At 64.1% G+C, this 13,103-nt stretch carries 13 protein-coding genes; 1 reads left to right on the forward strand and 12 read right to left on the reverse strand.

Annotated features, from left to right (window positions below; translation table 11 throughout):
• The first annotated feature begins 7 nt into the window (after positions 1 to 7).
• Positions 8 to 946 carry a cyclase family protein gene (locus MNR02_RS22565; protein ID WP_241949693.1) on the forward strand — a complete coding sequence of 313 codons (939 nt, stop codon included), beginning with the start codon at positions 8 to 10 and terminating at the stop codon, positions 944 to 946.
• A 9-nt stretch (positions 947 to 955) separates the two neighbouring features.
• Here the strand turns inward: MNR02_RS22565 and MNR02_RS22570 are convergent, their stop codons facing one another.
• From MNR02_RS22570 to MNR02_RS22625, 12 genes are all read right to left on the reverse strand, one after another.
• Positions 956 to 2,020 (reverse strand): ABC transporter ATP-binding protein, encoded by a 1,065-nt coding sequence (locus tag MNR02_RS22570; protein WP_241949694.1) that lies wholly within the window; start codon positions 2,018 to 2,020, stop codon positions 956 to 958.
• A gap of 22 nt (positions 2,021 to 2,042) precedes the next feature.
• Positions 2,043 to 2,864 carry a carbohydrate ABC transporter permease gene (locus tag MNR02_RS22575; RefSeq protein WP_241949695.1) on the reverse strand — a complete coding sequence of 274 codons (822 nt, stop codon included), beginning with the start codon at positions 2,862 to 2,864 and terminating at the stop codon, positions 2,043 to 2,045.
• Positions 2,861 to 3,748 (reverse strand): carbohydrate ABC transporter permease, encoded by an 888-nt coding sequence (locus MNR02_RS22580; RefSeq protein WP_241949696.1) that lies wholly within the window; start codon positions 3,746 to 3,748, stop codon positions 2,861 to 2,863. The genes MNR02_RS22575 and MNR02_RS22580 overlap by 4 nt, the downstream gene beginning before the upstream one ends.
• Positions 3,749 to 3,849: 101 nt before the next feature.
• A complete protein-coding gene (locus MNR02_RS22585; protein WP_241949697.1) occupies positions 3,850 to 5,178 on the reverse strand; it encodes an extracellular solute-binding protein in 1,329 nt (442 codons plus the stop codon).
• A 19-nt stretch (positions 5,179 to 5,197) separates the two neighbouring features.
• A complete protein-coding gene (locus tag MNR02_RS22590; RefSeq protein ID WP_241949698.1) occupies positions 5,198 to 6,052 on the reverse strand; it encodes an ROK family protein in 855 nt (284 codons plus the stop codon).
• A 4-nt stretch (positions 6,053 to 6,056) separates the two neighbouring features.
• Positions 6,057 to 6,743 (reverse strand): N-acetylmannosamine-6-phosphate 2-epimerase, encoded by a 687-nt coding sequence (locus tag MNR02_RS22595; RefSeq protein WP_241949699.1) that lies wholly within the window; start codon positions 6,741 to 6,743, stop codon positions 6,057 to 6,059.
• Positions 6,744 to 6,813: 70 nt separating this feature from the next.
• Positions 6,814 to 7,560 carry a GntR family transcriptional regulator gene (locus tag MNR02_RS22600; protein WP_241949700.1) on the reverse strand — a complete coding sequence of 249 codons (747 nt, stop codon included), beginning with the start codon at positions 7,558 to 7,560 and terminating at the stop codon, positions 6,814 to 6,816.
• 171 nt (positions 7,561 to 7,731) lie between these two features.
• A complete protein-coding gene (gene dhaL, locus MNR02_RS22605; protein WP_241949701.1) occupies positions 7,732 to 8,370 on the reverse strand; it encodes a dihydroxyacetone kinase subunit DhaL in 639 nt (212 codons plus the stop codon).
• A gap of 27 nt (positions 8,371 to 8,397) precedes the next feature.
• Positions 8,398 to 10,515, reverse strand: coding sequence for a bifunctional sugar-binding transcriptional regulator/dihydroxyacetone kinase subunit DhaK (locus MNR02_RS22610; RefSeq protein ID WP_241949702.1), 2,118 nt, complete (start codon positions 10,513 to 10,515; stop codon positions 8,398 to 8,400).
• 139 nt (positions 10,516 to 10,654) lie between these two features.
• On the reverse strand, positions 10,655 to 11,296 hold the full coding sequence (dhaL, locus tag MNR02_RS22615) for a dihydroxyacetone kinase subunit DhaL (protein WP_241949703.1): 642 nt from the start codon (positions 11,294 to 11,296) through the stop codon (positions 10,655 to 10,657).
• A 12-nt stretch (positions 11,297 to 11,308) separates the two neighbouring features.
• Positions 11,309 to 12,301: a dihydroxyacetone kinase subunit DhaK gene (locus tag MNR02_RS22620; protein ID WP_241949704.1), complete on the reverse strand. Its 993-nt coding sequence runs from the start codon at positions 12,299 to 12,301 to the stop codon at positions 11,309 to 11,311.
• A gap of 11 nt (positions 12,302 to 12,312) precedes the next feature.
• Positions 12,313 to 13,086 carry an SDR family oxidoreductase gene (locus tag MNR02_RS22625; protein ID WP_241949705.1) on the reverse strand — a complete coding sequence of 258 codons (774 nt, stop codon included), beginning with the start codon at positions 13,084 to 13,086 and terminating at the stop codon, positions 12,313 to 12,315.
• Between the last annotated feature and the right edge of the window lie 17 nt (positions 13,087 to 13,103).

Below are 13,103 nucleotides of genomic sequence, written 5' to 3' on the forward strand. Positions count from 1 at the left end.
CGAGACGATGACGGACAAGATCAATCCCGCCCTCGGGACCGAATGGTTCCCCTCCCGCTGGGGCCCCGACGACGAGCGAGGCGCCGGCAACCTGCTCGGGCCGCACAAGGTGTTGCAGGCGCGGGACCTGATCCGCACCGGTGAGACGATTTCCCTCGGCTTTCCCTACCGCGTCGGCATGCCGCTTTCGCCCGGCCGCACCTTCGGGCTCAAAATGCCAGGTGGTCCGACCGGCGGCCCGGAAGGCGCAGTAAGCCGCACCGTATGGAACGACGATTTCATCTGCACGGAAATCGGCCAGATCGGCACGCATATGGATGCGCTCGGCCATCTCGGTCACCAGGTGACCTATCCGTGCGGCCATTGCGATACGCTGGTCTATAACGGCAACAAGCTCTCCGAGATCTGGTCGCCCTACGGCCTGAAGAAGCTCGGGATCGAGAAGGCGCCGATCTTCTTCACCCGGGCGGTCCTGCTCGATGTGCAGGGGCTTTTCGGTCGGCCGCTCGAAAACGGCTTCGTGATCACTCCGGACCATCTGCGCCAATGCCTTGTGCGACAGGGCATGAACCCCGACGACTGGCTGTCGCCGGGCGATGTAGTCCTGATCCGCACCGGCCACGGCTCGCGTTTCTTTTCGGAGGCCGAAACGTGGTACGATGGCGAGCCCGGTCTCGGGCTCGAGGCAGCGGAATACCTGTCCGCGCTCCAGCCGGTCATCGTCGGCGCCGACAATTTCGCAATCGACGTGGTGCCGCCGGTTGATCCCGATATCGTGCTGCCGTGCCACCAGCATCTCATCATGCGGCACGGGATTTATCTTCATGAGGGCATGAACCTCGACCCGATCGCCGAGGCCGGGCGCTATGAGTTCGTCTACGGCTTCGCGCCGCTTGCCATCGAGGGCGCAACCGGCTCACCCGGAACGCCCTTCGCGATCCTGTAGAGCGTCCGCCTAACCCGCGCGTCTTTCAAGGCTTGCGCCGTCCGCTCCGAAGAGCGACGCACGGTCGGCATCGATGGCGATGCCGACTGTTTCGCCGATGCGCACAGGCGTATCGGCGGGTGCGTTGATGTTGACCAGTCCGAGACGGTCGTTGCGCACGAAGACGCTGGTGCTTGCGCCGAGATATTCGGCGACCTCGACCGTGCCCCGGCAATGCCCGGCTTCGGGTGAAACGAGCTGCAGGTGTTCCGGGCGTGCGCCGAGGCGGGTCGGCGCGCCCGAGAAGGCAAGGTCGATGCGGCCTTCACCGGCAAGATCGAGCGTGCCGTCGCCTGCGGCTTTGCAGTCGAGCACGTTCATTTTGGGACTGCCGATGAATTGCGCGACGAAGAGATTGGCCGGCCGCTCGTAGAGTTCGTGCGGGCTGCCATGCTGCATGATGTGCCCGTCTTTCAGCACGACGATGCGGTCTGCGAGCGTCATCGCCTCCACCTGGTCATGGGTGACATAGACCATGGTTGCGCCCAACGTGCGGTGAAGTCTCGCGATCTCAAGCCGCATATCGACGCGCAAGGCCGCGTCGAGGTTGGAGAGCGGCTCGTCGAACAGGAATGCGGTGGGCTGGCGCACAATGGCGCGGCCGATGGCAACGCGTTGGCGCTGGCCACCGGAAAGCTGCCTGGGATAGCGGTCGAGGAGGGGTGTGAGCTTCAGCGCCTCGGCGGCCGCGTCCACCTTGGCCTTGATGGACGCGGCGGGCAGCTTGGCGAGCTTGAGGCCGAAGCCCATGTTCTGGCGCACAGTCATGTGCGGATAGAGCGCATAGGACTGGAACACCATGGCGAGCTCGCGTTCCACCGGCGGCGCCTTCGTCACGTCGCGGCCGTCGATGAGGATTCTGCCGGAAGTGGTTTCCTCGATGCCGGCGATCATGCGAAGCAGCGTGGACTTGCCGCAGCCCGATGGCCCGACGATGACGACGAATTCCCCGTCGGCGATGGCAAGGTCGAGATCGCGCATGATCTCCACGCCGCCATAGCGCTTTCCGGCCTTTTCCAGCAGAATCGTACCCATTTGAACCTCCGGGGAACCTGTTTCAGCCCTTGACCGCGCCCGCCGTCATCGAGCCGCTGATCTGACGATACATGAGAAGGCCGAGCAGCATGGGCGGCAGGGCGCCCACGATCATAACGGCCGAGGCGACGCCCCACTGCACGCCGCCGCCGCTGGCGGCGAAGAAGAACGACGCGCCGACGGTGATCGGCACAGCATTGGATGTCGTCAGCATCAGGCCGAAGAGGAACTCGTTCCAGGCGGTGATGAAGCCGAAGATTACGCCTGTCACGATAGCCGGACGGCAGAGCGGGGCGATGACCCGCAAAAGGATCTGCGTGCGCGTCGCGCCGTCCATCAAGGCAGCCTCGTCGAGTTCACCCGGCAGGTCTCTGATGGCGTTGACGAGGATGACGAGCGCGAGCGGCAGGTTGACGATGGTAAGGATGAGGCCGAGGCCCAGCCGCGTATCGAGCAACGAGAGCCACTGGAACATCATGTAAAGCGGGATAGCGAAGATAACGAGCGGCACGGCGCGCAAGTTGACGATGAGCGGCAGCAGCGTGCGTTCACCGACTTTGCCCCGCGCGATGGCATAGGCGGCGGGAAGCGCCAGCGCTACGGCAAGCAGCGTGCCGAGAGCAGCAACGGCAAGGCTGTTGACGAGATAGAGGAAGATGTTCAGCCGGTCGGAAACGGTGAAAACAGTCGCATAGTTGTCAAGCGTCGGCGCCTGAACCCAGAGACCCGGATTGGACGTGAGTTCGCGTGGGCTCTTGAAGGAGGTGACGAGGGTCACGATGATCGGGAAGTTCATCGCGATGGCGGCGATGGCAAAGACGATCCAGCGCAGGATGTTGATCATCGGGCAGCTCCCTTGCGGCGGGCGGCGATGGTGTTGAGGCCGTAAAGCACGACAAACGAGGCGATGAACAGAACGACGGATGCGGCGACGGCCTTGCCGATAGCGCCCTGCTTGAAGAAGGCCTCATAGATATAGATGGAGAGCGAGGCGGTGGACCCGCCGGGACCGCTGCCGGTCAGGACATAGACATTGTCGAACACGCGGAAGCCATCGATGAAGCGGATGAGCAGGGCCACGACGATGGTCGGCGCCATCAGCGGCAGCTCGATATACCAGAGCCGGTGGCGGTAGCGTGCACCATCCATCGCCGAAGCCTCGATGATCTCGCGGGGGATTGCCTGATAGGCCATGTAGAACAGGAGGAACGCGAAGGGCGTCCACTGCAGCGTCTCGACGGTCACCAGCGTCCAGAAGGCCGAACCGGGCCCGAGGAAGGAGAGGCTCGCGCCGAACCACGTCCACAGGTAATAGGGTACCGGGCCGGCGAATTCGTGCAGCACCAGCCGGTACATCAGGCCGACCAGCGCTGGCGCCACCATCAGAGGCAGCATGAGGATCGCCATCAGCCAGCTGCGTCTTTCAATGAGCGGTGCCAGGAAGATGGCAAGGAACAGGCCGAGCCCGCATTCCAGTAGTGCGGTGAGCAGGCCGAAGCGGAAGGAAAACCAGCTCGCTTGCCAGAAGGCACCATCGTTCCAGACTGCAACGAAGTTGCTAAAGCCGGTGATTTCAGGGCTGCGCAACGTCTCGAAGCTGACCGAGGAGACCGAATAGACAAGGTTGACGATGGCCGGAAAGCCCAGGAAGACGAGCAGGAACACGACCAGCGGCATCGTCAGCAGGCGGAATTCGGATGCGGGGCTGCGATGCGTTTTCGTTGTCATCGATCGATCCTGGTTCGGTCTTTCCGGAACCCAACGATGGCCTCATCGCCATCGCCACGATAAAACCGGCGGCCGCCGAAGGGCCACCGCCGGTAATGGCCTTACTTGAGCAGTTCAGCCATGCCTTTTTCGGTGTTCTTCAGCGCGTCGTCGAGCGACTGCTGGCCCGACCAGTAGCCGGTGAACTCCTTGGCCTGGAGCTCATAGACCGAGAGCGCCTTGGCCGAGGTGCCGCCGTTCATGACATAGCCGTACTTGCCGGCGAACTCGCCGAGCTTGACGAGGTCCGGCCGCTCGGCTGCAACGTCCTTGACGACTTCCGGTGTCAAAGCGGGTGCACCGCTGTTCCTGGCATAGACGAGTGCCGCCTCCTTCGAAGACAGCCATGAAATGAAGGCCTTTGCACCTTCCTTGTTGGCGGCATTCTTGTTGAGGCCGAAACCGAGGCCGTGGATATGGGTGAAGCGGCCTTCGGGGCCAGCCGGCGGGGCGATGGCCTCCGTGACCTCGCCGACGGTGGGCGACTTGTCCTTCGACATCAGTTCGGACGCAGCCGCGTTCCACTGCATCATCGCCGCAACCTGGCCCGAGGCATAGGCCGCATTGGCTTCGGCAAACTCGTAGGAAAGCGAGTCACGCGGCGTCGCGCCGGCGTCGTAGAGCATCTTGTAGGTTTCGAGACCCTTGCGGTAAGCCTCCGAATCCACCGTGACCTTGCCGGCTTCATCCATCCAGTTGCCGCCATAGGCGCGCGGCAGCGACTGGAACACCATCATGTTGAAGAGCAGGTTCTTAAGCTGCAGCACGGTGCCGTAGCGGGTCGGGCTGTCGGGGTTCACTGCCTGGGTGAAGTAGAGCGCGGTCGCGGCATAGTCGTCCCACGTCCACTCATCGGGGTTCTTCGGCTCAAGCTTCTTGCCGAGGTGCTTTTCAGCGATTTCCGCGTATTTCGCCTTGGCGCCATCGTCGTTCAGCAGCGCGTCGATCAGGTCCTTGCGGTAGTACATGAAATGCAGCGAAAGGTCTGTCGGCACACCGAACTGCTTGCCTTCATACTGCATGGTGGTGAGAACCTGGTCGCCATAGACCACCTTGGCTTCGCCCGAGAGTTCCACTGGCTCCATGAACGGTGCGTAACGGCCGATGGAATAGGTGGCGAGCAGGTTGACGTCGAAGGCCGTTGAGCCGGCGGCAAGGTCGGCCTGCAGCTTGTCCCAGAAGCCGTCGCGGTTGAAGAACAGCAGCTCAACCTTGTTGTCGTCGCTCACATCGGGCTTGGCATTGTAGGTGTCGGCGGCGGCACGCAATGCGGCTTCTTCCGGGCCGCCCGGCCAGCCGAGCACGGTCACTTTCGCAAAGGCGGGGCCGGCCAGCAGGGTGGCGATCGCAGCGGCGATCAGGCCGCCTTTCTTCATTCTGGCAAAGGTCATGTTCTGGTTCTCCCTCAGGTTAATTTTGACGTCTTGCGAGATCCGCTACTCCAACGACGCCCGCCTTTTCGGCGAGTGCGGCGGGGTGAAGCTGCGGGGTGAGCCGTGGCGGCAGGCCTCCCAGGGCCTGACGGACGGATTCGAGATAGCTGGGCGCAAGACCGATGCCGCCGCCGATGACGATGCGGACAGGGTCGAGCGCGAGCTGGATATTGCCGCACAAAAGCGCCGTCTGGCGCGCCGAGGCGTGGATAATGGCCTCAGCCCAGCCATGACCGGCTGCGGCAGCTTCGAACACATCGCGTGCGGTCGCGCCCGGCCGGTGGGGTGCAGCCTCCGTGGCGATCCAATGGCCGGAGACCTTGTCTTCCAGCGCGCGGCCTTCCTCGTCGAGGTTGCGGAACTGGCCGAAATGGCCGGCGAGCCCGCCGAGCAGACGGCCGTTCACGACGATGCCGCCGCCAATCCCGGTGGAGATGGTGAGGAAGACGAGGTCATGCCCCTGGCCGGCGCCGAAGGCATATTCGCCCCAGGCGGCGGCCTGCGCATCGTTGGCCGCGAACACGCTTGCGGCGCACGAAAGCCTTGATACGGTCTCGATGAGCGGAAAGCGATCCGGGATGTCGAGCGTCCGTCGGTTGAGCGGCGACCAGTGACCCGAATCGATGATCCCGGTAACGGCGACGCCGACGGTATCGTAAAGCCCGCGCCAGCTTTCAATTGCTTCAAAGAGCGCCGAAAGCCAGGCCTCCGGGTCGCCATTGCGTGGGGTGGCCATGGTGTGGGTTTCGCTCACGACATTCCCACGCACCAGCGCGGCGAGCATCTTGGTGCCGCCGATATCAAGGGCGAGGGTCGTGTCGGAGCGCGCCATGGAGTCAGACCTCCTGTCCGGCGAGCGCTGTGTCGAGCGCCGAGCGGAACCAAGACGTGACATATTCCGGCCGCGTGATGGCCGAGCCGACGACGACCATGGCGGCGCCGGCGAGCAGTGCGTGCTGCGCCTGTGCTGGGGTGCGGATGTTGCCTTCCGCGACGACATGCGGTGTCAGGCGGCGCATGGCGGCAACCAGGGCGAGATCGGGTTCGGTGGGTTCGACCGGGCCGGTATAGCCCGCAAGCGTTGACCCCACCACGTCGGCGCCCTCTGCGAGCGCCTGTTCGGCATCCGCCAGGACCGAGCAGTCGGCCATGGCGATGCGCCCGTGCGCGTGGATGCGTTCGACGAGTGTGCGGGTCGCGACCGGGCGCAGGCGCTGTGTCGCATCATAGGCGATGATGTCGGCGCCGGCATTGGCCAGCGCATCGACGTCCTCGATCCACGGGGTGATGCGGACGGGGCTGTCGTCAAGGTCACGCTTCACCAGCCCGATGATCGGGCGGTCGGTGGCCGCGCGGACCGCGGCAACATATTCCGCCGATTCGATGCGCAATGCCGCTGCACCCCCATCGAGCGCGGCCAGCGCGAAGCCGACGACCATCTCGGCCCGGTCCATGGCGCCGCCCTTCACGGGCTGGCAAGATACGATCAGACCCTTGTCGAGGGATTTGAAATCAAGTGGCACGAGGCAATCTCCTGTCATTGCCCGGATGGTAGCAAAACAAGACCAGATGGCAACAGGATTTAAACTGGTATTATCGCATCAGTTCGATGACGAAATCGTAGACATCGCCGCGATATTTGGTCTGCGTGAACTCCACGATCTGACCGTCCGCCAGAAAGCAGCGGCGCTCCATGATAAGGAGGGAGGCATCGTCAGGGGCGGCGAGAAGCCGTCGTTCCTCGTCAGTGCCGGGCTTCGCCTGCATGCGTTGCAGCGCGCGCACGGGCAGGGCGCCTGCGGCCTCCAGATATTCGTAGAGTGAGTCTCCTATGGCCTGAGGCTCGGGAACGAAGCGCGCGGGCAGGGTTGCCATCTCGATGGCGATCGGCTGTCCGTCCGCGGTTCGCAGGCGGCGCAGCCGAACCACCTTTTCGCTTCCCGAAATCCCCAGTGCCATCATTTCCGCTGGAGAAGGCCGCGAAATTTCACGGGAAATCCAAGTGCATCCGGGCTCGAGGCCGCGTGAGCGCATATCCTCGGAAAAGCTGGTCATCGTCGCCAGCGATTTTTCCAGGCGGGAGGAGACGATGGTTTTTGCGCCGTGGCGTCGATCGAGCACGCCATCCGATACGAGCCCGTCGATCGCCTTGCGTACGGTGACGCGCGACAGGCCGAGTTCCTGGCTGAGCACCCGCTCGCTCGGGATGACCCCGCCACGCTTGATCTGCGCGGAAGTAATCGCCTGCTTGAGGGCATTTTCCAGCTGCCGATAAAGGGGTTCGCGGCTGGCGGCCGCCAGCTCATTGGCAAGGAAGTCGAGGATCGGTCGGTCAGTCATGAAAAGCGCGCCTTCAAGGCGATTCCTTACCAGAATTTTTTTCTGATGTTAAACTGGTATTGATTTTGTGCAACGGATTTCGCGTGCGGCGGGGCTTTGGCGCGAGAACTGCATCTTCCGGCCTGACACGCGGCGCCCGATCATCCGCGCCTCGCCCGCTCTCGCATGCGGTCAGGGCTGAAGGCTGGCGATGGCCTTTATGAGGGCTGCGGCGGAGACCGCGCCGGGATCGGCATGGCCGAGCGAGCGCTCGCGCAGGCGTGCGGCGCGGCCCTTGGTGGCGATCATGGTGGCGGTGGCGGCCGCGCCGTTTTCCGCAGCGGTCTCCACCGCCTTCCAGAATGCGGGCCGGGGCAGGTTGCTGGCGACCGCGACCGTCGCGGCTTCGGCGGCCGGCAGCCAGACATCGAGCATGGTCTTGTCGCCGCGCTGCGCCTTGCCGCGGTCTCGGATACCTTCTGAAATGGCTGTCAACATGTCGCGGCAGGCCGGTAGGTCGAGCATGTCACGGCCTGCAAGAGCCTGCGCGGCGCGGCGGAAACCCGTTGCATAAAGCGGGCCGGTGGAGGCGCCGACGGCGTCAAGAAAGCCGCTCGCCGCCGTCGACATCACGTCGGATGGGCTCGCCGTTTCGAGGTTCATGCCGGCCAGCGCCGTCGTCACAGCCTTGAAGCCGATCGACATGGTAATGCCGTGGTCGCCATCGCCGATGGCGCCGTCGAGTTCGGAAAGATGGTCCTTCTCCGCCTCGATCACCTCGGACATCCGTTCGAACATCCGGGCGAGGGTCCGCGCCGCAGTTTCAGACATGTCTTCCTCCCATTGGGCAAAACGGTCTCAGCCGCGCGCCGCTCCGTTCGTTTCACGCCCATCGATGGTCAGGATCGCCGTCCGGCACGGATGGTACAAAAGTTCTGTCAGCTGGCGGTCGAGATGCAGGATCGATATGGAGGCGCCCACCATGTCCAGCGAGGTACAGTAGTGCCCGACCCAGTTGGCCTCGATCTCGATGTTCTTGGCAGCGAGCCGCTGCTCCACCCGGCGATACAGGATATACAGTTCCATCAACGGCGTGGCGCCGAAGGAGTTGACGAGAACCGCCACCTTGTCGCCCGCTTCCGCCTTCATCTCCTTGAAGATGTTGTCCATGATCGCATCGACGATCTCGTCGGCGGTGCGCAGCCGCTCGCGCGACACGCCGGGCTCGCCATGGATGCCCATGCCGAGCTCCATGTCGTCAGGGCCGATCTCGAAATTGTGCCGCCGTGTCTGCGGCATCGAGCAGGATTCGAGCGCCACGCCCACCGTATAGGTACGGTCGTTCGCCTTGCGGGTGATTGCCTCGCATTCGTCGAGCGTCAGGCCGCGGTCGCAGGCCGCGCCGGCGATCTTGAAAACGAAGAAGTTGCCGGCCACGCCGCGGCGTCCCTCCTTGTCCTCGACGGGCGAGGAGGCGATGTCGTCGGTCGTCAGCACGGTGCGGATCGGTATGCCCTGTTCTTCCGCAAGCTCGGCGGCCATCTCGAAATTCATCACGTCGCCGGCATAGTTGCCATAGACGAAAAGCACGCCCGCGCCGCCGGAAGCCGCGACCGCGCATTTGACGATGGGATCGGGTGGCGGCGAGGAGAAGATATTGCCGAGCGCCACCGCATCCGCCAGCCCCTTGCCGACATAACCGACGAAGCAGGGCTCGTGCCCCGTGCCGCCGCCGATGACGAGGCCGACCTTTCCCGGACGCGGACCGTTGCGCGCGACGAGCGCCCGGCGGGATGTGCCCACCGTCTCAATGTAAGGCCTGTGCGCGGCGATCAGTCCGTCCAGCATTTCCTCGACAACATCGTTGGGATTGTTGAGGAATTTCTTGACGTGGGTGCGGTAGCTGTTGGCGACCGGCACGCTTCTCTGCCGCTGCGAGAGCTTTCCGTCGAGGCTGGTGACGCCGTCGGCGCGCAGGATGCCGGCGCCGGTTGCCGCATCCGTCACCAGCACGTTGACATAACCGCCGCGCAGCGCGGCCAGCAGCGCCGGAACCTTGTCGAAACCGCCGGCAATGGCGATACGGGTGGGAATGTCGCGCAGCATGTCGAGCGAGATGCCGATGGTGCGGTCGTCCAGCGGGCCCGCGACGGGGCGGCCGCGCTCATCGATGAAGCGGCCGGCCAACACGCCCGCGGCGCCTTTGGCGAGGTAGTGCTGCAAGGGCACGGTTTCGAAGAAACCGCTGGTGTGGATGGTCGAGTTGGGACGCAGCGATGCGATGCCGAAGACGACGCGGTTGGCGCGCGCCAGCGTTTCGAACTGTTCGCGGATCAGCGGTTCGGCCAGAAGCATGTCGTGCATCTGCGCGGAGCCGACGATGGCCGGTGCGGTAATGCTGACGCAGCGCGCGGAGATGGCGCGCGCAACGGCGGCGGCGGTGAGTTCGGGCGTGTAGGCGAAGCTTGCTGTGGTGCCGCCCGTTGCCTGCACGACGGTCACGTCCTGCAACGGGCCCGTCTGCAAATGCTCGCCGACCGAAAGAATGGTGCGGCCCCAGGCGACGGCGAGCGTGTCGCCGGACTTGATCATCTTGGAAAGCGCCTGCGCGCCGGCCGCGCCGAGCCTGCCGATCAGCGGGCGCGTATCGTCGTCATTGGGCACGACGAGGCAGTCGGCCAGACCGAAATGGCGTTTCAGTTCCTGCGCGATGGTGAGTGAGGCGAGACGCGCAGGCTCGATGGAAATGTTGACGATGCCCTTTTCGCGGGCCTCGGCGAGGTAGCTGTTGACGGTCGCGCGCGACACGCCCATCGCCTCGGCGATCTCGCCCTGCGTCATGCCGTCTTCGTAATAGAGCCAGCAGGCCCAGACATAGGGGTCGTCGCCGTAGCGCAGGGGTATCGCGTCGAGACCGTCCGCACCATTCGCGCGGCCGGCCACACCCTTGCGCGGCGCGGAAGTCTTCAATGCCATCGGTTTCGCCGGTCCCCCGTTATGGCGGCGAAGATGAAAGCAACGCCGCCGGTTTGCAACATGCCTCGGCAAAAAAGCGGTGCGCGACCCGCCACGAAGGGCAGGCCGCGCATCCCGGGAGGAACTTCTGTGCCGTTTATCAGGCGAGACGGGCGCGCGCGCCGTCGGACAATTCCTTGAGTAGGATGGCGCAGGACGTCGCGCCCGCATCCAGCACACCGCGGGAACGTTCGCCCAGCCGGCTGGCGCGGCCGATCTTCGCCACGAGATCGATCGTCGAATCACGGCCTCTTTCGGCGGCGGCGACGAGATCTTCCAGCGCAGCGCCGAACGATTTGCCCTCGGCCGTTGCCGCGTCGAAGGCTTCGACCGCGGGCACGAGCGTGTCGAGCAGCGTCTTGTCACCCACCTTGGCCGAGCCGATGGACTGGATACCGGCGAGGCCGGCATGTAGCATCTTGCTGTAGGTGGCTGCGTCGATCTTCTCCACGCTTTCGATCGTCTCGGCGAATTCCGTGAACATGACGCCATAGAGCGGGCCCATCGAGCCGCCGATCTCCGTCATCAGCACCGTGCCGAGCGTATCCAGCGAACTGGCAAGCGAGGCGTCCGTGCCCTTCAGGCGCTCGGCCGCCATGCCAAAACCCTTGGCCATGTTCACACCGTGGTCGCCATCGCCGATCTTGCCGTCGATTTCACTGAGATAGGCGCGGTTCTCGATGATCCGTTCGGCCATCGACAATACGATGGGGCCCGAAGAAGCGTTATCGAAAGTCTGCATGGGCGTTCTCCGTTACAGGATGATCGTGCAACGCGTCTCGACATCGAGCAGCGTCTTCAGTTCATCGTCGAGCGCCATGACGGTCAGCGTCGCGCCGACCATTTCCAGCGAGGTGAAATAGTTGCCGATCCAGGTCTTGCGGATCTTCAGCCCGCGGGCGGAAATCTCGCTCTCGATCGTGTCGTTGAGGATGTAGAGCTCGTTCAGCGGCGTGGCGCCAAGGCCAGAGACCAGCACGGCCACCTCGGTGCCCGCCGGCAGATTGTGATCGTCGAGCACGATCTTCACCATGTCCTTGGCGACCTCTTCAGCCGTCTTCAGCTTTTCGACGCGCACACCCGGTTCGCCGTGGTGTCCGATCCCGACCTCCATCGTGCCTGGCTCGATCTGGAAATTCGGATGGCCGACGGCGGGCAGGGTGCAGGGACCGAGGCCGACGCCGATCGAACGGCAATTGTCGATGGCCTTCTGCGCGGTGGCGCGGACCTCTTCGAGGCTAGCGCCGGTCGCGGCCTTCGCGCCGCCGATCTTCCACATGAAGATCTCGCCCGCCACACCGCGGCGCTTCTCGCGCTCTTCCGGTGGGGCCGAGCAGACGTCGTCGTTGGCAACGACGGTCGCGACCTCGATGCCGTCCTTGGCGGCGAGCTTCATCGCCATCTTCACGTTCATGTTGTCGCCGGCATAGTTGCCGTAGAGCACGACGACACCCTTGCCCGCATTGGCTTCGCGGATGGCGTCATGGAAGCTCTTGGCGGTCGGCGAGGAGAAGAGTTCACCGACGGCAACGGCATCCAGCATGTTCTTGCCGGTATAGCCTATGAAGGCCGGCTCGTGGCCCGAACCGCCGCCCGTGACAACGCCGACCTTGCCGGCAACGGGAGCATCCCTGGCCACCACGACGCGCGGGTTTTCGGCGAGGCGAACGATGTCGGAATGGGCTTTTACAAAACCCTTGACGGTATCCTCGACCACCAGATCCGGATCATTGATGAAACGCTGCATGACAAATCCTCTTACAGAATGGTGTAGCCGCCGTCGATCAGGAGATCGGCGCCATTGATCATGTCGGCGCCGGGCGAGGCAAGGAACACGGCGGCGGCGGCAATCTCCTCGGGGAAGGCGAAACGGCCGTTCGGGATACGCTTCTTGGCGTTCTCGCCCTTCTCGCCGGCCCAGGCCTGCTTGCCGAGTTCGGTCAGGACGATGGTGGGGGAAATCGTGTTGACGGTGATGCCGTGCTTGCCCCATTCGGCGGCGAAGGTCTTGGACATGCCGATGACGCCGAACTTGGAGGCGCAATAGGCGACATGCTCCTCGATGGCGACCGTCCCTGCCTGGGAGGCGAGGTTGACGATCTTGCCGCCCTTGCCGGCGGCGATCATGGCGCGGCCGACAGCCTGCGTGATCAGGAAGGAGCCCTTGAGATTGATGTCGATCGTCCGGTCCCACTGGGCAAGCGTCAGGTCTTCGGCGGGCGCGAGCGCCACGATGCCTGCACTGTTGACCGCGATGTCGATGCCGCCGAAGGCAGCGACCACGTCGGAAACGGCCTTCTCGACGGAGGCGGGGTTGGACACGTCGCAAACGAAGGCTTTCGCCGCGCCGCCCAGCTCTTCCGCCTTCTTCTGTGCGACATCGGCATTGATGTCGAGCACGGCGACCTTCGCACCCTTGGCGGCGAAGGCAGAGGCGATGGCGGAGCCGATGCCGGAAGCGCCGCCGGTGACAAGTGCGACCTTGCCGTCGAGCGGGAAGTTGAGATCGATCCTGGGAGGTGTGTCGGTCATCGGTTCAGCCTTCGAGA

This window comes from Shinella sp. H4-D48, assembly GCF_022637395.1.
Taxonomy (GTDB): domain Bacteria; phylum Pseudomonadota; class Alphaproteobacteria; order Rhizobiales; family Rhizobiaceae; genus Shinella; species Shinella sedimenti.